This is a genomic window from Halorutilus salinus, from assembly GCF_026242195.1.
GTDB lineage: Archaea > Halobacteriota > Halobacteria > Halobacteriales > Halorutilaceae > Halorutilus > Halorutilus salinus.
The window spans coordinates 45,039-64,171 of sequence record NZ_RKLV01000002.1; the positions used below are offsets into that span (position 1 = coordinate 45,039).

The following is a 19,133-nucleotide window of genomic DNA, read 5'->3' on the forward strand; positions in this document are numbered from 1 at the left end:
AACCTTAGGGTAGCAAGCCCGAAATCCCGTGACGGGATTCCCGCGTACGTCAATCGCAGATTGAGGTGCTCGTCAGAGCGTGGCTCTGACGAACGTCTTTAGGCGTTCAGAAATCGAAGATTTCTGAGCCAATTAGACGCCCTGCGTCTGATGACGCGGGAGGATGTCAAACGCTGAAGGAACTCTTCCTGAGTGATCTCACCGGAGTCAAGTTCGTCTATCCACTGGGACTCGATATAGTAGGAACCCACGGGAAACTCATCTGAGTCCAGTACGGTCACCTCTAATGAGTCTACATCCCATCCACCTATGACGCCGTTCCTGTATATCCCTGCCACCGTACCTATCTCTCCGGCTATTCCTTCCTCGGTGGTCTCCGTACTCACGTACTCCAAAAAGACCGTGCCAGCGTCCTCGGAGAAGTATGCCACAGATACTCCTTCAGACCCAAGGCTATCCCGCATGTTCGAAACATAATCCGTGGTGGAACCTCCCGTTGGCTCCTGCTCATCCCCATCCCACTGTTGGTTCTGTTCCCCGGTATCTGTTGGCTCGGTGTCGCTGGGTTCGGTGGAGTCTATGGAGTCTGCTGTATCCCCATAGTCCGACGGTACGAAAGCACCCCCTGCAAGCACCCCGACTACTATTATGATACGTAGAAGCTACGGGGTACGGCGACAGCAACGTTCTCGAAAACACGACCTACCCGAATGCATAGAGAACGCGCTTGTTTCGCAGGCTCCCCCACATCTTAGAACCCGTGTGACAGAGATATACGGAACAGATCCTGTTTCCCGATTACCGGAGATTAACGGAGGACGGAAGCCTGTCGGTTCGCGTAAAAACTGATATGGTCAGTACCCGAACTCCTCACGCACCTCCTCTACCTTCTCCTCCTCGGCGTGACCGTGTACTAAACCTCGGAAGTAGAACTCCCTCGCCACCCTCGCGATCTCCTCCTCGCCACCGTCCGTATCTATGATACCCTCCTCAGCGAGTTCGCTTACGTTCTCGGCTATCTCGTCGCTCGTGTACCTCTCCTTGACGGTACCCTCTATCCGTGCCATGATGAAGATACGTACCCTGCGGTATTAAATCCGACCCCGTTTAGACCTCCTCGGTCTGCGACGAGCACCTGAGGCAGAGCTTCGTCCCGCCTACGTGGTTGACGTCCGTTGAACCGCAGTCCGGACAGACGTACCTGTCCGTGTTGTACTCCGTCGAGCCTCGGGGCGCGTGTAGCTTTCCCTCACGTACACGTTCGTCGGCGAGAGCCGCCATCCTCGCCTTCTTTGTCCTTATCCTCCGTCCAAGGGCGTCGCCACCGGAGCCGTGTATATCGTCCCATCCCATATCATCCGGGCGTGAGAGATGCGAGAGAAGCTCCGTCCCCGCCTGTAGAAACGGTCTTCCTGTCTCCGAAGCCCCGTCCGAAACCTCGGCGTACCCTTCGTCGGCGCTGTCGTACGCACCGTCGGGTGAAAGACCCGCTGAGGCGCGCATGTCGCCGATGAACTCGTCACAGGCGGATCCCTCCACCACATCCGTCAGTACGTGATCGCGGAGTTCCTTGGCGACAGCGACACCCTCGCGCGCAACGAGTGTGGCGCGATCCTCGTCGCCGGATATCCTGTGACAGACCGAGGATCGTGCGAACTGTGCGAAAGCCCTTCCGACGCCGGATCTCCCTCGGCTCTCGTAGGCTGTCTTCCGTGAGACGCTCTCACCGTACAGACATCCTCTGGCGGCTGTCGCGTACATCTCCCCTGCGTCGGTGTATCTCCCTTCGGAAAGCCGTAGAACCGCGGTCTCCGTGGCGCTCCTCTGTTCCGGCATGCGTAGGGTTCGTAGCCCGCGAACATAAACGGCTTGACACACGACTTGACACAGCTTTATCAACTGCGCCCACGAAGGGGATGTATGAGAGCCGTAGAAGCCACGGAGTACGGCGACAGCAACGTTCTCGAAAACGTCGAACGCGATCTACCCGAACCCGGAGAGGGCGAACTCCGTATCGATGTGGAGGCGGCGGGTATAAACTTCGCAGACATCATGCAGAGGCGCGGCGTCTACCCCGGTGGACCCGACGCGCCGTACGTCCCCGGAATGGAGGTTGCGGGTACCGTCGACGCGACGGGTGAGGGCGTCGGTGTCTCCGAAGGCGACCGCGTCGTTGCGATGGTCGACAGCGGGGGCTACGCCGAGTACGCCGTCGCCGACGCGCGGACGCTCCTCCCATGCCCCGACGGTCTTTCGTCCGCCGAGGCAGGCGGCTTCCCCGTCCAGTTCCTGACAGCCCACTCGTGCCTCTTCGGCTGGGGCGGTCTGGAGGAGGACGACCGCGTTCTGATACAGGCGGCGGCGGGCGGTGTCGGAACAGCGGCGGTTCAGATGGCGTCGAACGCGGGTGCGGAGGTCTTCGGTACCGCGAGCGCCCCCGAAAAGCTCGAACTCGCCGGCGAACTCGGCTGTGACCATCCAATAAACTACGAGGAGACCGACTTCCGCGAGGTTGTCGAGGAGGAGACCGACGGCGAGGGCGTCGACCTCGTACTCGAATCCGTCGGCGGCGATGTCTTCGACCGTAGCCTCGATGCGCTCGCCCATTTCGGCACCCTCGTCACGTACGGCGTGGCGAGCGGAGTGCCCGCGAAGGCGTCGAACCAGCGTCTCCTGTTCGAGAACAAGACGGTCAAGGGGTTCCATCTCGGACAGGCGTCACAGCGCGACCCGTCACGTATCATGAACGCCGTTCCGGAGCTGACCGAGGGCTTCGAGAGCGGTGATCTTGAGGTCGTGGTCGGCGAGACGTTCGACCTCGGAGACGCGGCGGAGGCGCACTCGTTCATCGAGAACCGCGAAAGCACCGGAAAGGTCGTCCTGACCCCGTAGACGGCTCTAAGACAGGTAGATCATAACGCCGCGAACGTCCATACGTACCGTCTCACGTACCGCAGTTTCGTCCCAGTCGTCGGGAAACTCGGCTTCGGCGAGTATCTCATCGACGACCTCTTCCTCGTCGCCGAGACGGTCGTACTCCGTCTCTACGCGGTCGACCCAGTCGGTCAGTACATCGCGGTACTCTTCGAGCGCCTCACGCACGTCGTCCTCGCCGTCGCCGCGTGCGCCGAAATGGGTGTAGACGAGCCTTTTTGCGTCGTACCGCGCGAGACGGTCGAGGCTGTCGAGGTTTGTCTCAAGGTCGAAGTTGGGCGGCGGCGATGTCTGGTAAAGAGTGCCGTCCATCCACATACCCGCCTCGTCGGCGGTGAACAGCGACCGCGTCTCGTCGTCGTAAAGGACGAACTGATGCGGCGCGTGCCCGTGGAAATGACCCGCTTCGAGTTCGCGCCCGCCAAGGTCGAGCGTTTCGCCGTCGTCGAGCGTACGTACCTCGCCCTCGACGGACTTTGCATCGCCGTACGGCTCCGCGAGTTCGCCGACCGCCCGGCGTACGCTCTCGACGAGGCTTTCGACCTTTTCGGGTTCGACGAGGTAGTCACGCGCTGAGGGGTGACAGACGACGGTTGCGTCGTACTCGTCGGCGAGGTAGCCCGTCGCGCCAGCGTGGTCGAGATGTAGATGCGTCGGTACGATGTAGTCGGGGACGGTTCCTTCGCGTGCGAGTTCGTTCTTTACGCGTTCGCGCGTCGTCGAATGCCCCGTTTCGACGAGCGCCGTCTCGCGTCCCTCGACGATGAAGACCGCCGTATGTCCTTCGTGTTCGAGGAACCGTGTGTCTACCATAGATATACCGTCGGCGATCTGGTGCATACACGACGCACGTCCGCCTACGTCTTTAGACTGACGCCGTCACCGTGAAGCCTAAACGGGGCGCGCACGTCTTTGATCTCATGATAGGAATCGAGGACGTTGAGGAAGCCGCGCGGCGCGTCGAAGGCGTTGCCGAGAGAACGCCCCTGCGCGAGTCACGTGTGATCAGCGAGGCGACGGACGCGGACGTACATCTCAAGTACGAAAACCTCCAGCGCACGGGTTCGTTCAAGATACGCGGCGCGTACAACAAGATGTCGAGCCTCGACGACGAAGAACGCGAGGCGGGCGTCATAGCCGCGAGCGCGGGTAACCACGCACAGGGCGTAGCACTCGCCGCCGCCGAGACGGGTATCGACGCCAAGATAGTCATGCCCAAGGACGCCGCTATCTCGAAGGTCGAGGCGACGAGCGAGTACGGCGGCGATCACGTCGAAATCGTCCTCCACGGCGTCGACTACGAGGACGCGTACGACCGAGCGCGCGAGATAGAGGGTGAGGCAGGACGTACCTTCGTCCATCCGTTCGACGACCCGTACGTTCAGGCGGGACAGGGTACGGTCGGTCTCGAAATACTCGACGAACTTCCCGACGTAGACACCGTCGTCGTCGCCGTCGGAGGAGGCGGACTCGCGGCAGGTGTCGCCACCGCCGTAAAGGAACGTTCGCCCGACACGCGCGTAATCGGCGTACAGGCGGAAGGTGCTTCGAGCGTGAAGGAGAGCCTCGAACGCGGCGAGGTCTACGAACGCGACGATGTTTCGACTATCTCGGACGGTATAGCCACGCGCCGTATCGCCGAATCAACCTTCGAGGCTATACGCGAACGCGTCGACGAGGTCGTTGTCGTCGACGACGACGAGACGGCGAACGCGATGCTACGTCTACTCGAACGCGAGAAGACGGTCGCAGAGGGGGCGGGCGCTGTACCCGTCGCCGCCGTACTCGAACGCGACCTCGGTATACAGGGCGAGACCGTCGTACCCCTTCTCTGCGGCGGTAACATAGACTCGAACGTCCTGTCGCAGGTCATAAACCGCGGTCTCATAAACGCGGGTCGGTACCTCAAGTTCGAGACGGTTTTATACGACAAGCCCGGCGCTCTCGTCGATATAGCGACGTTGATTTCGGAGCACGACGCCAACATCTACGCCATACACCACGACCGTATGGCGAAGGACGTGACGCTCAACGCCGCCGAGGTCGAGTTCGAGGTCGAGACACGTAGCCGCGAGCACTCGAACCGTCTGGTGCGCGCACTCGAAAAGAAGGGGTACGATATCGAGGTTCTTAGTTAGGCTTTTGTCGCGCGTCGCCGACGTTTGGGCATGGAGACAGTCGAGACGGACGACGCGCCCCTAGCGGTCGGCGCTTACTCACAGGGTACGGCGACCGACGACCTCGTCTTTACGGCGGGACAGATACCTCTCACACCCGAAGGCGAGATGATCGAAGGCGGCGTCGCCGAACAGACCGAACAGGCGCTCCAAAACGTCGCCGCGGTTCTCGAAGCAGGCGGTTCGTCGCTCGAAGACGCCGTAAAGGTCACCGTCTTCCTCGACGAAATCGAAGAGTTCGACGAGATGAACACCGTATACGAAGCCTTCTTCGACGATCAACCGCCCGCGAGGAGCGCCGTAGAGGTTGGCGAGGTACCCAAGGGAGCGGCGGTCGAGATAGAGGCTGTCGGCGAGCGCTAGTTCGGTCTCGGACGCCTTTCCGGCTTGGCGGCGAGGTAGACGACGATAGCCGTCGCTTGTAACACCAGAACGGCTAAGATGCTGTTGAGGGCGAAGGTGGTACCGATACTCAGAACGAAGGCTACCACGGCAAGAGTAATCGGTGAACGCATCCCGTGCGAATCCGCTTCTCGGCGCACTAACTCCGCAACGAACGCCTGTAGGACGAGGTAGGCTATACCTACAAGACTCACCGAAGGCATGTTTCTGAGTTAGAAACTCTATGGAAAAAGCCATCGATGAACTACTCTGGAACGAGCGGTCCCGAGCAGAACGCCTGCACTGCGAAGACCTCGTTCCTCTCCGAAACATCGATACCGACGCCTACCATCGTCCACTCCTCGTTCAGCATCGTGCCACGGTGACCCGCCGAGTCGTTCCACTGACGGACGAGATGTTCGGCGACCTCGCGCTCGGTCGAGAGGTGCAACGTCGGTACATCCGCCTCGTCGTAGACAATGTTCCTACCGTACCACGTGCTCGCCACGTTCTCGCCGAAGTAGCCGCCGCGGTCGGCGCACCAGCCGTAACGGTCGTACGGTATGCTGTCGGGCGTCTTGTGTGCCACGAATCCGCCGCGTTCCATACGTGACGCGTGCGCACCCGCCGATGCGCCCAGAGACGCGTTCGTCTCTGCGCGCGTGAGACCGTTCTCGGCGCGCAGGGCGTTCGTCTCCTCAACCACGATACGTTCGACCTCCGTCTCGTTGAGACCGTCGTTTCCGAGCGAACCCGGTGAGGTGACGGCGACGTACCCGACGACGCCCGCGAGAGCGACGAGGAGAGCGACCGTTGTTGCACCGGGGACGAACTCGTCGGTAAGACCCATCGTCCGCACTACGTCGCCGAGCGCAAAAAGGCTTACACGATGAGGTCGACGCGCCGACCCTTGGGTACCTGACTCCTTAGCTCGCCGGGGAAGTACAGACCGCATCCGAGGACGCGTCCTTCGTACCGTACGACGACGTAGCCGAGATCCTCAACGTCGTACCCGCGCTCGACGGTCTCGCCGTTTACGAACGCACGCGCCGTGTCGGCGTCGACATCGATCACCTTACGCGTCGCCTCGTCGCCGAAACGCTGGAGGGCGTCCGTCGTCGGCTTGTCGTGTTCACCCCCGACACGTATCAGAGGGAGACCGACGGACTCGTAGTCGAGCGCGTCGAGCGTCCCGTCGCCTCCGAGACGTTCGACCGTACCGCGCGAGACAGCCCAGACCTTCCGCGCCCCCTTCTTGTAGAAACGGTATCCGTCGAACGTACCGGGCGGTACGCCGAACTCGTCCTCCCAGAATCCGACGACAGGCTCACGGTTGACCTCTTCCACGCGCATACACGGTTTTGTCGAGCGTCCGTCTTAACAGCCGCGAACCGACGCGGTACGCACGCCGTCCGTCTGACGTAGATTTAAACGGAACCGGCGTTTCTTCGTCTTACCATGGACTCCACAGAAGACCTCGTCCGTTTCCTCAAGCTACGTTTAGGGCTTCTCATAGCCACAACGTTCGTTACGGCGCTCGGTCTTCTTGGTATAATCGACCTTCTTTCGACGACGGCTATCGACGCCGTCCCCGTCTACGTACATATCACCGTCGCCGCTACGGTCTTCCCTCTCGCAGTCTTCGCCCTTGAATACCGCGGTGTCGAGACGGTCGACGCCGTCCGTCTCGGCGCGGGCGCAGGCGTCGGCGCTATCTTCCTCCTCCTCATTCTCTCCGAGGGCGCGGGACGTGTGACCGACGGCGTTCTCGAACTCGGCGTCCCCACCATCTTCTACGTCGTAACCCTCAGCATCGTCGCCTCGACCGTCTTCGTCGCTTGGATAAACCGCGTCTACCTCGACGTTCCCGCACCCCGCCGAACACCGTCGGGACGCGACCGGCGCGAGTAGAAGGGGTTTTGCGTCCGTCTTCCCTCTCTTAACTATGACCGACACAGACAAACTCGACGATGAGACAGTACGCGACGCCGTCGACGACCACTGGGACGACGCGGTCGCCGACTGGCGCGACGAACTCGAACCCAGCGATCTCGAACTCGTCGAACGCGTCGGGCTCCTTCAGGAGTACGAGTTCTTCTGGGACGGCGAGTTCGACCGCGTGGGGTACGAAGCGCCGTCGATACCCAGCGACTGGAAGACGAAGGACTACGCCGACGACGTCGGGTCGTGGGCGCAGGTATCACGTATCAACACCGCCATGAGCGACCTAGGGCAGGGGTTGCGCGAACGTGTCGAGGACGAACTCGGCGTCGTCTGATACCCGCCCTTCAACTCGGCGAGATAACTTTATCATTTCTGATAATCTTTTCTCCGGTTTTATACGCACAGGGAACTGATCTACGGTGGTGACAGATTATGAGCGTACGTATGGATATACACCGACGGATGGAGGACGCGGAGGACAGGCTTGAAGGCTGGATAAGGAGCGCCGTTGAGGAGGCGCAGAACAAGGTGTTCGGCGACGGAAGGCTTGACGAGGGCGACCTGCGCAGGATAAACGAGGTCGACGAGGCGCTAAAGAACCGACGCGAGGGCGGTCTGTGGGGTACGGTGCAGTACCGTATATACGCCGAGGAGACCGACGACGGCGACGAGGTCGTATCGATCGACACCTTCGGTGTTCCGTCGATACCTCCTGATATCGAAGCCGTTGAGATGGACGAGGAGAGGCGCGAGATGTACAACGACGTACTCTCCGACTACGGCGTCGAGGTTAGCGAGGGGGTTGAGAGACGGTTCGAGGACTGGCGCGCCGAGAGGCGTGAACAAGCGTAACCCTTATTCGGGTCGCCTGACTTATCTATAGCCGTCAAGATGTCAGAAGCGGAAGAGAGCGGAAACGAAAGCGACGAAGCAACGCCGGCTGAGGTCGTCGAGGTAGTCGGTAAGACAGGGATGCACGGCGAGGCTATGCAGGTCAAGGCGCGTGTACTCGAAGGCTCCGATCAGGGACGCGTCCTCACCAGAAACGCCGTCGGTCCCGTACGAGAGGGCGACATCATAATGCTGATGGAGACGGCACGCGAAGCCAAGCCCCTCTCTTCGCCTATTTGATGATACTGACCCAGAGCCGGAGCCTTACGGGGGGGACGTAGAATGCCTGAGGTCTGCGCAACCTGTGGACTACCCGAAGACCTCTGTATCTGTGAGGACGTTGCCAAGGAGTCACAGAGCATAAAGATACGTATCGAGGAACGTAGGTACGGCAAGGAGGTTACCGTCGTGGAGGGGTTCGATCCCGACGATATCGACGTTAGCGAGATAGCGACCAAGCTCAAGAAGAAGCTCGCCTGCGGCGGCACGGCGGAGGACGGACGCGTCGAGCTTCAGGGCAACCATCAGGGGCGCGTCGGCGACATACTCGAAGACGAGGGATTCAACGTTGGATAGACGCGTTCTGTGGCACCCATGCTCGCCGAGGAACAGACCGTCGCGGTCGGCGTTCTAATCCTGATACTTTTCACGGGATGCGTGGGTAACGCGGGTCTCGAAAGGAGCACCAGCGCCGAGGTGGTCGAGAACCCGCCCGCGAACCTCACAGACGGACTGGAAGGCGACGAACTCCGTGTTCGCGCCGACGGCGACGATCTTCTGATAGCCTACAGCATCGCCGACCGTGATCTTATCGGTGGTACGGACGCGGCTATCGAGGTGATCGAGGCGAACGATTCGGCACGTCAGTACTGTCCCGGAGACTCCTCAGGCGTTCTGCGCGTTCCGCTCTCACGACTTGCGGAGGAACGCGGTAGCACCGTCGCGCTCCGGGACGACGACCGTCTCCTGCCGACGACACCCTGCGGCGACGTAGGCGGGTTCGGCACCGACGGTAGCGTGGAGACGGAGCGGTGGGAGCCGAACGCACGCGGCGGACGGTGACCCATCATAAGATATAATCGTACGAACCACCTCGCTCCGGTAATGCGGTCGCTTGACGACCTAAACGCCGCCGGGAAGACCGTCCTCGTACGTGTCGACTTCAACTCACCCGTCGACCCCGCGACGGGGCGTATACTCGACGACAAACGTATACGCGGACACGTCGACACGATCCGGCGTCTCGCCGACGAAGGCGGTGTGGTCGTCCTTCTCAGCCACCAGTCGCGCCCCGGACGCGCCGACTTTACGACGCTCGAAACCCACGCAGAACGCCTTTCACGTATCCTCGGACGCGAGGTGGGCTACGTCGACTCCGTCTTCGGCGACGGTGTAGACGAACGCGTCGAGTCGGCGGAACCGGGTGACGTACTTCTACTCGAAAACGCCCGTTTCTACAGCGAGGAGTACATAGAGACACCGCCCGACGAGGCGGCGGAGACACACGAGGTGCGCCGTCTCGCGCCCCTTTTCGACGCCTACGTCAACGACGCCTTCTCAACGGCGCACCGTTCACAGCCCTCGATCGTCGGCTTCCCGCACCGTCTACCCGCGTACGCGGGCGAACTCATGGAGCGCGAAACCGACGTTCTGGGTAGCCTCGACGACGCGCCCGAACCCCTCGTCCTGTCGCTCGGCGGTGCGAAGGTTGAGGACGCCCTCGGCGTCGTACGTAACGTCGCCGAGAACGGCGCGGCGGATCGCCTCCTCCTGTCGGGTGCGGTCGGTAACCTGTTCCTCGTCTCCGACGGCGTAGAGACTGGCGACGGCACCGAAGCCTTCCTGCGCGACAAGGGCTTCCTCCGTCTCGTCGACGAGGCGCGCGAACTCCTCGACGAACACACCGACCTGATCCGTCTCCCCTCCGATGTTGCGGTCGAGATCGACGGCGACCGAGTCGAGGTCGGCGTCGAAGAACTCCCCGTCGAACCTCCCGCTTCCGACATAGGCATAGAGACGGTTGCGGAGTACACAGCGACCCTCCGCGAAGCCGGAACAGCGGTCGTAAACGGTCCTCCGGGTGTCTATGAGGAACCCCTCTTCGAACGCGGTACGGAGGAACTGCTCGGAGCGGCGGCGGGCGCGGAGTACGCCGTCGCGGGCGGTGGCGACACGGCGGCGGCGATAGACGCCCTCGGCGTAACGGGGTTCGATCACGTATCGTCGGGAGGCGGCGCTTCGACGGCGATGCTGTCGGGCGACGAACTACCCGGCGTCGAGGCGCTCGACCCGTGAGGCTCGTACCGTCCCGTATTTACCCGCCTCGTACTGAGGTTTTCAGGTACGCGACAGGAACCAGAGAACGAAACGGCGAGAACAGTACCTCTGCCGGCAAAAGAACCAAGTCGTGTCAACGCGAATGTTAACGCGATGAGTACAGCCGACGAACAGATACGCGTCAGCGCCGAAACCAAGCGTGAGCTTGAGCGGAGAAAACGTGAAGGGGAGAGCTTTGAGGACGTACTTGAGCGTCTCCTTGAGAATGACCGCGACCTTCTCGCAGGTTTCGGCGCATTCGAAGGTACAGACAGAGGTGAGAAGCTTCGAGAGGTACACGAACGCACCAAGGAGAAATCGAAGAAACGTATCCGGGAGATGGCTGAGAGCCGAAGCGAAGAATGAGGGTACTGGATGCGACCTTTCTGGTTGACTACGGGAACGAACTCGACGAAACGGCTGAGTACCTGCTTAAACACTCCGCTGAAGAGTTTGTCATCCCCTCTCCCGTCCTGACAGAGTATCTACTCGGTATGGTTCACGGTACTCAACCGACAGATATCCCCTCGGCGCGGGCTGAACTCTCGTGGGCACATATCGCAGAGATAGACGAAGACACGGCGACGACGGCGTCCGAAATAGCCGACGAGATAGGAGAGGAAGAACCTGATCTGACAGGTATAGACTCACTTGTCGCCGCCGTAGGGCGCGAACTCGGTGCGCCCGTCGTCTCCAACGACACCGACCTAACCCACGACGAGACGAAGAAGGTCGTCGAGGTCGAAGAGTACCGGTAGAATACTATTCACGCCCTCTCGTGCCACGGTCTTTACGGGTGCGCCGGAAACCAGCGGACACAGCGACGAAAATACTATCCCCAAGCGGTATATGCACGCGCGACGCACCGTAGAGCATGAGGGTTGGAGACACAGGGGGATCGCTTGGATACGACGGCATACTCACCGGCGAAGGCGGTAGATTAACCGGCGGAGACAGTAACAACGGTTCGACCAAAGGGAATGTTTTAGATACGTTACGTGGGTACTGCGTAGCACGTACATGACACTACTCGCCGACCTGACACTTGTCTTCGTCGCGGGGCTTATCACGGCGTTAGCGACGGGTCTGGGCGCTCTCCCTTTCTTCTTCCTCGACGAGATAAGCGACCGCGGGAACGTCTTCCTCTGGGGTCTCGCCTCCGGCATAATGGTCTCGGCGTCGCTGTTCGGTCTCGTCGACGAGGGTCTCACAGAAGGTGCGCCCGCCGAGGTAGCCGTGGGGGCGCTCGCGGGCGTCGCGCTCGTCGTCGTCGCGCACGAGATAATCGTCGACGCCGAGATCGATCCACGTGACTACGAGGAGGCTGACTTCAAGAAGCTCGTTCTCATACTCGGTATACTCACCGTCCATAGCTTTCCGGAGGGTATCGCCGTCGGCGTTTCGTTCGCCGACCTCAACCTTACGGGACCTGAGTTCCTCGGCTTCACCGTCCCCCTTCTCGCCGTCTTCATGACGGTCGCAATCTCCGTCCACAACATCCCTGAGGGTACAGCCATATCCATACCGCTCAAGTCGATGGGTGTCTCAAAGACGCGTATGGTCTTTTGGGCGATCTTCTCCAGCCTCCCTCAGCCCGTGGGTGCCGTTATTGCGTTCGCGTTCGTCCGTCTCGCGCGCGAGTTCCTGCCATTCGGCTTCGGCTTCGCCGCGGGTGCGATGGTCTACCTCGTCGTCTCTGAGTTCGTTCCCGAAGCCATTGAGACGGGTAAGGGGCTCACACGCGGCGGCAAGCCCGAACTCGTCCTCGGTATCGCCGTCGGCGTCGGCGTCATGCTCCCTCTCGCCTTCATGTGAGACGAGTAAGCAAGATTTATGCTTTGGTCGCGTCTACGCCTTACCGCGCCTCGGTAGCTCAGTCTGGGAGAGCGGTTCCCTTGTAAGGAACAGGTCGTGGGTTCAGATCCCACCCGAGGCTGAACACGGTGAAGCCGAGAGGGTCTGAACCAGTGAACGAAGTGACCGAGTACTCGGCGTGAGCCGATTGCAGGGAACGAAGTGACCGAGGTTCAGATCCCACCCGAGGCTGTCTATCTCGTAGCGCGGATACGGTTCCTTACTACTTCTCGTACGCTTATCTGAACGTTTGTCCAGCGACGGCGGTAAGATTATGTACGAGGGCGACGTATTTCGGTGATATGGGGGACAGGGTCACCTATGCCGTAACCCACGTTCGGTACTGGGACGACGATGGGGATCGGCTGAAACACGTCAAACGCTGTGGTATAGATATCGACGACGGCAACGTCGGTGAGTCTGAGGTGGCGCGTCGGCGTTCGGTACTCTTCGGTATACGGTCGGGCGACAGCCATCTGACAGCTCAAAAGGAGGACGGAAAGCTGAAGCTAAGGGAGGCTGTCGAGGTCGTCGAGTCCGACGGCGGCGACTGGCTCCGTGTCGAAGGCGACGGTACGGGCGACTACCTCGGCGATCTACCAACGTTTTAGTCGAAGACGCGGCGCGCCCCCGCGTATCCTTCGACGACCACGTCGGTTGCTTCGGTCACGTAGGAGTAGCCGCTCGGCAGGACTTCGAGAGCCATCGTTCTGATCTCGTCGCCCGCGTACGGCTGTGAAATCTCGGCTCCTGCGTGTGGCGCGTGACCTTTCCATACATCGACCGCGAGTTCCTCCTTCATAGAGGGTACGGACAGGACGTAGACGCGTCTCGCCTCCTCGGCGTCGATACGTTCGAGCGTGACCTCGTCGCCTTCGTCGGCACCGACGGCGTCGGCGTACCCTTCACCCGGTTCGACGTAATCGCGGTCCGTTTCCAGAAGGCCGCCTTTGGTCGCGCGTCCCGAAGCCTCGCCCGCGACACGTACGACGTCGCCGTCCTCGATACCGAGACGGTTTGCGGTCGCGCGTCCGACGGCGATACCTTCACCGTCGCCGTAACGTACGGGCGCTGTACACGTCGCGACAACATCGGGCTGGTCGGCTTCCGAAAGCGCCACCCATCGGTAGAACGTCTGGTAAAACCCGCCGTCGACGACGAGGCGCGCGAGGCGTTCGGCGTCGACCAGCTTGACGTCTCCTGTCCGTTCCGCCGTGTCCTCGGCTCCTTCGTCGAAGCTTCCGGCGACCGCCACAGGGGTTGCACCTTCGAAGTCATCGGCTGAGTCGGCGAGCGCCTCGAAGCCTTCCGTCGAGCCTGTGAGTGCCACTACCTCCGTCTCTGCTTCGTGACCTGAACCCCGGAAGCCGACGAAGCCCGCGCCGTCGTCTTCGTACACGCCGACATCGAAGCCACGGAGACCCCAGATATCGACGACAAACTCACGGAAATACTCGTCGGGAAGCCTCTCGATACGGTCGCGTACGTGTACGAACCAGCCGTCGTCGGTCATCGTTCTACATACGGCGCAACGCAAAACAGTCTTTTTGCTCTCCGGAACCTACTTCCCCGTATCCGTCTTATCCGTGGTATGTCCGCTGTACGTACCGAAGACCTTACCAAGAGATACGGTGACGTAGTAGCCGTCGACTCGCTCGACATGGAGGTAGACGACGGCGAGGTGTACGGCTTCCTCGGACCCAACGGCGCGGGTAAGACAACGACGATCGACGTACTCCTTGGCTACACGTATCCAACGTCGGGCGAGGCGCGCGTGCTCGGTGAACCCGCGGGCGACCACCGTGTTCACGAACGCGTCGGCGTCATGCCCGAAGGGTTCGGTCTGTACCCGCGTCTCACGGGAAGGGAGCATATCGAGTTCGTCGCTGAGTCGAAGTCCGTCGACGTTAACACCGACGCCGTACTCGAACGCGTGGGTCTGGGTGACGCCGCGGAGGGAGACGACCCCGCCGACAGACGTACGGGCGGGTACTCGAAAGGTATGAAGAAACGCCTCCTGCTCGCGACCGCGCTCGTCGGTGAACCCGACCTTCTCGTCCTCGACGAACCCACGAGCGGTCTCGACCCAAACGGGGCGCGGCGTATACGCGAGATCGTACGTGAGGAGAACGACCGCGGCGCTACGGTCTTCTTCTCCTCCCACATACTTGGACAGGTCGAGGCTGTCTGTGACCGCGTCGGTATCATGCAGGAGGGCGAACTCGTCGCCGTCGATACCGTCGAAGGTCTGCGCGAGGGCGTCGTATCCGTCTCGACACTCTCGGTTCTAACCGACGGTGACGGTGGGACGGAAGCCGCGATGGGCGCCGTTGGGTCGCTCGAAGGCGTCTCGGACGTCTCACGTAAAGGCGACTCGGTTGTCGTATCGTGCCTCCGCGGCGACACCAAGCTGAACGCGCTCGACGCCGTACGCCAACACGCCGATGTACGTGACTTTACGACCCAAGAACGGTCGCTCGACGAGCTTTTCGCGGCTTACACGGGTGAAGACGGTGACGCCGAAACGAAGGGTGAAGCATGAGCTGGTTCGTGATAGCGCGTAAGGAGTTCCGCGACGCGTCGCGGTCGCGCACACTCTGGATACTCACCGCGCTTTTCGTTCTCATAACCGCGGGCGCGGCGTACGTCGTCGGCTTCGCTCTGTCATCGAGTCCGGGTGCGGAGGCGACGGGAACCACGCTCGTCTCCGCCCTCACGGGACGCGCGAGCTTCCTACTGACCTCTTTCGTCCCCATACTCGGTCTCATGGCGTCGTACGTCTCCGTCGTCGGCGAACGCGACTCGGGTAGCATGAAGCTACTTCTCGGACTCCCGCAGTCGCGGCGCGATGTCGTCGTCGGCAAGTTCGTAGGACGTTCAGCGGTTCTCGCCGTGGCGCTCCTCGTCGGCTTCTTCGCGGGCTTCGTCGTCATGTTAAGCTACGAGGAGCTTTCGGTACTCAACTACGCCGTCTTCGTACTTCTCACGACCGCACTCGGTACCGTCTACGTCTCCGTGGGCGTCGGCGTGTCTGCGACGGTCGCCTCACGTTCGCGCGCCGCGGCGTCCGTCGTGGGCTTCTACATCTTCCTCAAGGTTCTCTGGGACACGTTCCCGTCGGTTGTTCCGCGCGGCATCGTCTACGCGACGACGGGGAGCCTGTCACCGCCCGACTGGTACGGCTTTCTCACGGCGCTCAGCCCCAACGTCGCATACACGAACCTCGCCGCCGGGTTTCTCGAACGAGGTATAGGCTCGCTCGAAGCCTTCTCCGCCATCGTTATAGCCGTATGGATAGCCGTACCCGTTGCGCTTGGCTACCTCCGTTTCCGGCGTGTCGACGTGTAGAACGGCTGTCGCCCCTCGGAGTTACCCGTTAAGCTACAGAAAGTTATTTATTCGGTAACTCCCAAAGGGAAGATGTCCCCCGGCGGGGTACGTTCTCCCCCCAGACCGTTAACCCCGCCGTCCTTATGCGAACCCTTTTGATCCGTACCGTAGCTGTGCCTCCGTTCAGCCGGTTATGTACGACGCGACGGGATTAACGGCGTACGATCGACGGCGGGTACTTCTCGTTGACTACACCGACGCCACCCCGCCGAACATCGGCGCGCCGACCGTCGCGGTGAACCCCGACGCTCGCACCGACCTGACGGACGCCGACGGCGGCTTCCGCGCGCTCGAACCCGGTTCCGTTTCCGTACGGACGCCGACGGCTGTTCTCGACCGTATCCCCGTCGGCGTCTTCCGTGCGGGTGACCGTTTTCCTTCTCGGTTCTCTCCGCTCCGATCCCCCGTCGGTTCCATGACGAAGACGTTAGGGTTACGTCGCGGCGTCGCGTACACCGGTTCGATGGACGAAGACGAGCAGGTGATGACAGAGGAACAGTACGACAGCCTTACCGAGACGCTTTCGGGACACGAGCAGTCGGAGCGCGGCGGTCGCACGATCTACGCCAACCCGGGTTTAGACTGTCCCAACCCCCGGTGTCCGTACGGCGAGTTCGACGCCGTGATCGAGACGGATATAGGATGGATGGAGTTCGCGGCGCGTGAGGCTATAGCGCTCTGTATGTGCGAGGTTGAGACGGACGAAGGGCGCAGAAAGCTGATCTTTATGCACGAACTCGAAACGCCCCAAGCCGCGGGCGAGGACGCGTAGCCCCCGCCTAATCCTCGTTCCCTTCGCCGTCTCCGCCGTCGCCGTCCCCCTCCGTAGCCGTGTAGTAAGCCTTGTGCCCGCCCTCGCTGTCGTTGGGTAGCTCGTCGTTCGGCAACGGCTTCCCCTCGACCTTTCCGAGGTAGCTCAGTGCGGAGAGATGGATCGTCATCTGTGTGATTATAGCCGAGTACGAAGACGGGTCGTCGTCGGGGTCGGGCGTCGGCGTGTCGAATGCGTGGTCGTGTATCTCCATCGCCGAGAACGCCTTACCCCGGTTCTGTCCGAGGAAATCGACTATACGTTCGCGCGCACCCGGTCCCGTTTCGGTCTCGTTCCATACGTCCTCGTCGGTTCTTATCGCCATACGAGGAAGACGTGACGAGGGTATAACTGGCTTGCTATACCTATCAGTCCTCGGCGGTCTCCGGCGCGGGTGTCTCCTTCCTCTCGGCGTCGGCGTCTTTGTTGTCGCCGCCCTCACGTCTCTCGATCCCGTCCTCCGTACGGTGTTCATCGCCCCATTTCTCCATCTCGTAACGCATCATGAACATAGGTCCCTTTGCGCTCCCCGTGTCGCGGTACGAGAGAGCGACCTTGCCGAGCGCGACGACGCCCGCGCCGAGAAGGACGCCCGAAACCGCGACGTTCCCGACGGCGGTGTAGGCGACGCCCGAACCCACGCCGAGCGCGGAGCCGACGACGGCGGTGACTGTGCGGCGGTTGCCCTCACGTATCTCGTCCCTGATCTCGTTCTTCATGCTGTCGAGGTAGAGACGTTCGCTACGTTCCTTTGCGTCGCTCCGTATCTCTTCGAGTTCGAGGTCAAAGGTCTCCTTCTCGACGAAGAAACGCGCGAGATGGGCGCTGAAGTCGTAGTCGGTGTCGAGCGTCGTTGCGATCCCTTGGACACCCGTGATCGCGCGGAGGCTGAGGAGTATGTCCTGGTTTAGCTGTATGGGGAACTCGTCGAAGCTCTCGTCGAAGCCCTCCGCGACAGCGCCTATGTCTATCTCGGAGACATCGCCCGCAACGTCCTTTGAGAGAGCGTCCGCCCAGTCGCACATAGCCTCCCAGCCCTTGCGTGAAGAGACCTCGACAGCCCCCATGTCTTCGAGCGCCGCGATGGTGACATCGTGGTCGCGTACGCCGAGTCCGGCGAGGAAACGCGCGAAAGCCTCCGTGACGCCTTCCTCAGGGCGCTGTGACATACCGTAGTCGTAGATTACGACGCGTCCGTCGTCGGCGACGGCGATGTTTCCGTGGTGCGGGTCGGTCTGGTAGACGCCGTAGACGAACGCCATACGGAGGTACGCCTCGACGACACGGCGCGCGATGACACCAAGGTCGTGTCCGCGTTCGCGGAGTTCGTCGAACCTCTTTACCTTGACGCCGTCCTCGAAGCTCATCACTATGACGCGTCCCGTACAGAGTTCGTCGTAGGTTTGGGGGACGACCACCTCGTCGTCGAAGCCTTCGCGTACGACGTTCTCACGTATCTCGCGCATCGTCTCCGCCTCGCGTTCGAAGTCGACCTCCTTACGTAGTGACCTGTCTACGTCCCTGCTTACGGAGACGAGCGACTCGGCGTAAGACGCCTGTCCAGAGACGCGGAGGAGGCGGTAGAGTACGGAGACCATGGTGCTCAGAGCCGAGAGATCCGCCTCGACGCGTTCACGTAGACCCGGACGCTGTACCTTGACCGCGACCCTATCGCCGTCGACGGTCGCGCCGTGAACCTGAGCGATAGACGCCGACGAGATAGGCTCCTCGTCGATAGAGCCGAAGACGTCTTGGGGCGCGCCGAGTTCGTCCTCGATGACGGTCTCTATATCCCCGAAACCCACCGGCGGTACGTCGTCCTGTAGCCTCTGAAGCTCGTCGATATAGACGGGCGGTACGAAGTCGGGGCGCGTCGTCAGGAACTGCGCGAGCTTGACGTACGTCGTACCGAGTTCCTCGAAGGCGTCGGTGAGACGGCGCGCGCGTTCGCGCCTCGCCTCCCTGTCGAGTTCGCGCGGCGCGCCGAACAGGACATACCTTCTCATGTCTCTGGCGTGCGTCAGCATCATGGGTGCGAGGACGCGGAAAGCCTTCAGGAGTCTTGGAAACGTCGAGGGTCGCATCTTGAACCGAGTCACGCGACGGTTCCACATAAAATGACCCTCTTCGGACGACGCGAACCGTGTGACCGTGTTCTTGCGTCTTCTTTGGCGCGCCGTCTCGCGTTCCGACCGGCGCGGGGTCGGGCGTGTGACCGTCGGCGGGGGGAAAGTCGGCGTGCGTCCTCTACGTGAGCGCCGGGGTCAGCGCCGGCGGGTGAGCACCGCGGGTGACCGTCGGCGCGCGGAGCACCGACGGGATCAGCGTCCACGACACACGCAAACGCACCGCGCCCGACCCCGTTCCGCGTTTCCGAGCGCCAAAGTACGTCTTAACCGGCGTATCTAATACCGATAAGCAACGCTTACCGATAG

27 protein-coding genes and 1 tRNA gene are annotated in these 19,133 nt (G+C 61.5%); 18 read left to right on the plus strand and 10 right to left on the minus strand.

The window, feature by feature from the left end; all coding sequences use genetic code 11:
- Positions 1-98 precede the first annotated feature (98 nt).
- From EGH25_RS12350 to EGH25_RS01975, 3 genes are all read right to left on the minus strand, one after another.
- Complete coding sequence (locus EGH25_RS12350) at positions 99-635, minus strand: DUF8159 domain-containing protein (protein WP_476729808.1); 537 nt, start codon at positions 633-635, stop codon at positions 99-101.
- Positions 636-854: 219 nt separating this feature from the next.
- A complete protein-coding gene (locus EGH25_RS01970) occupies positions 855-1,067 on the minus strand; it encodes a hypothetical protein (RefSeq protein ID WP_266085792.1) in 213 nt (70 codons plus the stop codon).
- A gap of 40 nt (positions 1,068-1,107) precedes the next feature.
- Entirely contained in the window at positions 1,108-1,836 is a 729-nt protein-coding gene (locus EGH25_RS01975) for a hypothetical protein (protein WP_266085793.1), read from the minus strand.
- Positions 1,837-1,920: 84 nt separating this feature from the next.
- Here EGH25_RS01975 and EGH25_RS01980 point away from each other — a divergent pair, with 84 nt between their 5' ends.
- Positions 1,921-2,892, plus strand: coding sequence for a quinone oxidoreductase family protein (locus EGH25_RS01980; RefSeq protein ID WP_266085794.1), 972 nt, complete (start codon positions 1,921-1,923; stop codon positions 2,890-2,892).
- A gap of 6 nt (positions 2,893-2,898) precedes the next feature.
- On the opposite strand, the gene EGH25_RS01985 is transcribed toward EGH25_RS01980, so the two are convergent.
- The gene (locus tag EGH25_RS01985) at positions 2,899-3,774 is read right to left on the minus strand and encodes an MBL fold metallo-hydrolase (RefSeq protein WP_266085796.1); all 876 of its coding nucleotides are present in this window, start codon (positions 3,772-3,774) and stop codon (positions 2,899-2,901) included.
- Between the two features lie 80 nt (positions 3,775-3,854).
- Here EGH25_RS01985 and ilvA point away from each other — a divergent pair, with 80 nt between their 5' ends.
- Positions 3,855-5,072 (plus strand): threonine ammonia-lyase, encoded by a 1,218-nt coding sequence (gene ilvA, locus EGH25_RS01990; protein WP_266085797.1) that lies wholly within the window; start codon positions 3,855-3,857, stop codon positions 5,070-5,072.
- Between the two features lie 30 nt (positions 5,073-5,102).
- Positions 5,103-5,474, plus strand: a complete 372-nt coding sequence (locus EGH25_RS01995) for a Rid family detoxifying hydrolase (RefSeq protein WP_266085798.1) — start codon at positions 5,103-5,105, stop codon at positions 5,472-5,474.
- Here EGH25_RS01995 and EGH25_RS02000 read toward each other — a convergent pair.
- The 3 genes from EGH25_RS02000 to EGH25_RS02010 are packed head-to-tail and all read right to left on the minus strand — an operon-like array spanning position 5,471 to position 6,845.
- Entirely contained in the window at positions 5,471-5,716 is a 246-nt protein-coding gene (locus EGH25_RS02000; RefSeq protein WP_266085800.1) for a hypothetical protein, read from the minus strand. The genes EGH25_RS01995 and EGH25_RS02000 overlap by 4 nt on opposite strands.
- 41 nt (positions 5,717-5,757) lie before the next feature.
- Positions 5,758-6,342, minus strand: a complete 585-nt coding sequence (locus EGH25_RS02005) for a CAP domain-containing protein (protein ID WP_266085802.1) — start codon at positions 6,340-6,342, stop codon at positions 5,758-5,760.
- Between the two features lie 32 nt (positions 6,343-6,374).
- Positions 6,375-6,845, minus strand: coding sequence for a DUF7122 family protein (locus EGH25_RS02010; RefSeq protein WP_266085804.1), 471 nt, complete (start codon positions 6,843-6,845; stop codon positions 6,375-6,377).
- A gap of 105 nt (positions 6,846-6,950) precedes the next feature.
- Between EGH25_RS02010 and EGH25_RS02015 the strand changes: the two genes are divergently transcribed.
- The 12 genes from EGH25_RS02015 (at position 6,951) to EGH25_RS02070 (ending at position 13,108) form a co-directional block, all read left to right on the plus strand.
- Positions 6,951-7,403, plus strand: a complete 453-nt coding sequence (locus EGH25_RS02015; RefSeq protein ID WP_266085805.1) for a hypothetical protein — start codon at positions 6,951-6,953, stop codon at positions 7,401-7,403.
- A 34-nt stretch (positions 7,404-7,437) separates the two neighbouring features.
- The gene (locus EGH25_RS02020) at positions 7,438-7,770 is read left to right on the plus strand and encodes a DUF7992 family protein (protein WP_266085807.1); all 333 of its coding nucleotides are present in this window, start codon (positions 7,438-7,440) and stop codon (positions 7,768-7,770) included.
- 98 nt (positions 7,771-7,868) lie between these two features.
- On the plus strand, positions 7,869-8,288 hold the full coding sequence (locus tag EGH25_RS02025; RefSeq protein WP_266085809.1) for a DUF7539 family protein: 420 nt from the start codon (positions 7,869-7,871) through the stop codon (positions 8,286-8,288).
- 39 nt (positions 8,289-8,327) lie between these two features.
- The gene (locus EGH25_RS02030; RefSeq protein ID WP_266085811.1) at positions 8,328-8,567 is read left to right on the plus strand and encodes a 30S ribosomal protein S28e; all 240 of its coding nucleotides are present in this window, start codon (positions 8,328-8,330) and stop codon (positions 8,565-8,567) included.
- A 42-nt stretch (positions 8,568-8,609) separates the two neighbouring features.
- Complete coding sequence (gene yciH / locus EGH25_RS02035) at positions 8,610-8,903, plus strand: stress response translation initiation inhibitor YciH (RefSeq protein WP_266085813.1); 294 nt, start codon at positions 8,610-8,612, stop codon at positions 8,901-8,903.
- Between the two features lie 18 nt (positions 8,904-8,921).
- Complete coding sequence (locus EGH25_RS02040) at positions 8,922-9,389, plus strand: hypothetical protein (RefSeq protein WP_266085814.1); 468 nt, start codon at positions 8,922-8,924, stop codon at positions 9,387-9,389.
- Between the two features lie 42 nt (positions 9,390-9,431).
- On the plus strand, positions 9,432-10,622 hold the full coding sequence (locus EGH25_RS02045; protein WP_266085816.1) for a phosphoglycerate kinase: 1,191 nt from the start codon (positions 9,432-9,434) through the stop codon (positions 10,620-10,622).
- Between the two features lie 135 nt (positions 10,623-10,757).
- Positions 10,758-11,009: an antitoxin VapB family protein gene (locus tag EGH25_RS02050; protein ID WP_266085817.1), complete on the plus strand. Its 252-nt coding sequence runs from the start codon at positions 10,758-10,760 to the stop codon at positions 11,007-11,009.
- The gene (locus EGH25_RS02055; RefSeq protein ID WP_266085819.1) at positions 11,006-11,401 is read left to right on the plus strand and encodes a PIN domain-containing protein; all 396 of its coding nucleotides are present in this window, start codon (positions 11,006-11,008) and stop codon (positions 11,399-11,401) included. The genes EGH25_RS02050 and EGH25_RS02055 overlap by 4 nt, the downstream gene beginning before the upstream one ends.
- Before the next feature lie 262 nt (positions 11,402-11,663).
- Positions 11,664-12,458, plus strand: a complete 795-nt coding sequence (locus EGH25_RS02060; protein ID WP_266085820.1) for a ZIP family metal transporter — start codon at positions 11,664-11,666, stop codon at positions 12,456-12,458.
- A gap of 47 nt (positions 12,459-12,505) precedes the next feature.
- A tRNA-Thr gene (locus EGH25_RS02065) sits at positions 12,506-12,579 on the plus strand.
- 220 nt (positions 12,580-12,799) lie between these two features.
- Positions 12,800-13,108 (plus strand): hypothetical protein, encoded by a 309-nt coding sequence (locus EGH25_RS02070; protein WP_266085822.1) that lies wholly within the window; start codon positions 12,800-12,802, stop codon positions 13,106-13,108.
- On the opposite strand, the gene EGH25_RS02075 is transcribed toward EGH25_RS02070, so the two are convergent.
- Positions 13,105-14,010 (minus strand): hypothetical protein, encoded by a 906-nt coding sequence (locus EGH25_RS02075; protein WP_266085824.1) that lies wholly within the window; start codon positions 14,008-14,010, stop codon positions 13,105-13,107. The genes EGH25_RS02070 and EGH25_RS02075 overlap by 4 nt on opposite strands.
- Positions 14,011-14,088: 78 nt before the next feature.
- On the opposite strand from EGH25_RS02075, the gene EGH25_RS02080 reads away from it, so the two are divergent.
- From EGH25_RS02080 to EGH25_RS02090, 3 genes are all read left to right on the plus strand, one after another.
- A complete protein-coding gene (locus EGH25_RS02080; protein WP_266085825.1) occupies positions 14,089-15,039 on the plus strand; it encodes an ABC transporter ATP-binding protein in 951 nt (316 codons plus the stop codon).
- Positions 15,036-15,845 (plus strand): ABC transporter permease subunit, encoded by an 810-nt coding sequence (locus tag EGH25_RS02085; RefSeq protein WP_266085827.1) that lies wholly within the window; start codon positions 15,036-15,038, stop codon positions 15,843-15,845. The genes EGH25_RS02080 and EGH25_RS02085 overlap by 4 nt, the downstream gene beginning before the upstream one ends.
- Positions 15,846-16,020: 175 nt before the next feature.
- Entirely contained in the window at positions 16,021-16,659 is a 639-nt protein-coding gene (locus EGH25_RS02090; RefSeq protein WP_266085828.1) for a hypothetical protein, read from the plus strand.
- Between the two features lie 7 nt (positions 16,660-16,666).
- On the opposite strand, the gene EGH25_RS02095 is transcribed toward EGH25_RS02090, so the two are convergent.
- Positions 16,667-17,023: a hypothetical protein gene (locus tag EGH25_RS02095; protein WP_266085829.1), complete on the minus strand. Its 357-nt coding sequence runs from the start codon at positions 17,021-17,023 to the stop codon at positions 16,667-16,669.
- A gap of 43 nt (positions 17,024-17,066) precedes the next feature.
- On the minus strand, positions 17,067-18,782 hold the full coding sequence (locus tag EGH25_RS02100) for an ABC1 kinase family protein (protein ID WP_266085830.1): 1,716 nt from the start codon (positions 18,780-18,782) through the stop codon (positions 17,067-17,069).
- Positions 18,783-19,133 lie beyond the last annotated feature (351 nt).

Excerpts from the sequence above, each read along its gene's own strand:
- EGH25_RS02090 (WP_266085828.1), top strand. The coding sequence starts at position 16,021 with ATGTACGACGCGACGGGATTAACGGCGTACGATCGACGGCGGGTACTT.
- EGH25_RS02025 (WP_266085809.1), top strand. The coding sequence starts at position 7,869 with ATGAGCGTACGTATGGATATACACCGACGGATGGAGGACGCGGAGGAC.
- EGH25_RS02010 (WP_266085804.1), bottom strand. The coding sequence starts at position 6,845 with ATGCGCGTGGAAGAGGTCAACCGTGAGCCTGTCGTCGGATTCTGGGAG.
- EGH25_RS01970 (WP_266085792.1), bottom strand. The coding sequence starts at position 1,067 with ATGGCACGGATAGAGGGTACCGTCAAGGAGAGGTACACGAGCGACGAG.
- EGH25_RS01985 (WP_266085796.1), bottom strand. The coding sequence starts at position 3,774 with ATGCACCAGATCGCCGACGGTATATCTATGGTAGACACACGGTTCCTC.
- EGH25_RS02080 (WP_266085825.1), top strand. The coding sequence starts at position 14,089 with ATGTCCGCTGTACGTACCGAAGACCTTACCAAGAGATACGGTGACGTA.
- EGH25_RS02030 (WP_266085811.1), top strand. The coding sequence starts at position 8,328 with ATGTCAGAAGCGGAAGAGAGCGGAAACGAAAGCGACGAAGCAACGCCG.
- EGH25_RS02040 (WP_266085814.1), top strand. The coding sequence starts at position 8,922 with ATGCTCGCCGAGGAACAGACCGTCGCGGTCGGCGTTCTAATCCTGATA.
- EGH25_RS02020 (WP_266085807.1), top strand. The coding sequence starts at position 7,438 with ATGACCGACACAGACAAACTCGACGATGAGACAGTACGCGACGCCGTC.
- EGH25_RS02050 (WP_266085817.1), top strand. The coding sequence starts at position 10,758 with ATGAGTACAGCCGACGAACAGATACGCGTCAGCGCCGAAACCAAGCGT.
- EGH25_RS02075 (WP_266085824.1), bottom strand. The coding sequence starts at position 14,010 with ATGACCGACGACGGCTGGTTCGTACACGTACGCGACCGTATCGAGAGG.
- EGH25_RS02055 (WP_266085819.1), top strand. The coding sequence starts at position 11,006 with ATGAGGGTACTGGATGCGACCTTTCTGGTTGACTACGGGAACGAACTC.
- EGH25_RS02045 (WP_266085816.1), top strand. The coding sequence starts at position 9,432 with ATGCGGTCGCTTGACGACCTAAACGCCGCCGGGAAGACCGTCCTCGTA.
- EGH25_RS01975 (WP_266085793.1), bottom strand. The coding sequence starts at position 1,836 with ATGCCGGAACAGAGGAGCGCCACGGAGACCGCGGTTCTACGGCTTTCC.
- EGH25_RS02060 (WP_266085820.1), top strand. The coding sequence starts at position 11,664 with ATGACACTACTCGCCGACCTGACACTTGTCTTCGTCGCGGGGCTTATC.
- yciH (WP_266085813.1), top strand. The coding sequence starts at position 8,610 with ATGCCTGAGGTCTGCGCAACCTGTGGACTACCCGAAGACCTCTGTATC.
- EGH25_RS02100 (WP_266085830.1), bottom strand. The coding sequence starts at position 18,782 with ATGCGACCCTCGACGTTTCCAAGACTCCTGAAGGCTTTCCGCGTCCTC.
- EGH25_RS02015 (WP_266085805.1), top strand. The coding sequence starts at position 6,951 with ATGGACTCCACAGAAGACCTCGTCCGTTTCCTCAAGCTACGTTTAGGG.
- EGH25_RS02085 (WP_266085827.1), top strand. The coding sequence starts at position 15,036 with ATGAGCTGGTTCGTGATAGCGCGTAAGGAGTTCCGCGACGCGTCGCGG.
- EGH25_RS02095 (WP_266085829.1), bottom strand. The coding sequence starts at position 17,023 with ATGGCGATAAGAACCGACGAGGACGTATGGAACGAGACCGAAACGGGA.
- EGH25_RS02000 (WP_266085800.1), bottom strand. The coding sequence starts at position 5,716 with ATGCCTTCGGTGAGTCTTGTAGGTATAGCCTACCTCGTCCTACAGGCG.
- EGH25_RS02070 (WP_266085822.1), top strand. The coding sequence starts at position 12,800 with ATGGGGGACAGGGTCACCTATGCCGTAACCCACGTTCGGTACTGGGAC.
- EGH25_RS02005 (WP_266085802.1), bottom strand. The coding sequence starts at position 6,342 with ATGGGTCTTACCGACGAGTTCGTCCCCGGTGCAACAACGGTCGCTCTC.
- EGH25_RS01980 (WP_266085794.1), top strand. The coding sequence starts at position 1,921 with ATGAGAGCCGTAGAAGCCACGGAGTACGGCGACAGCAACGTTCTCGAA.
- EGH25_RS01995 (WP_266085798.1), top strand. The coding sequence starts at position 5,103 with ATGGAGACAGTCGAGACGGACGACGCGCCCCTAGCGGTCGGCGCTTAC.
- ilvA (WP_266085797.1), top strand. The coding sequence starts at position 3,855 with ATGATAGGAATCGAGGACGTTGAGGAAGCCGCGCGGCGCGTCGAAGGC.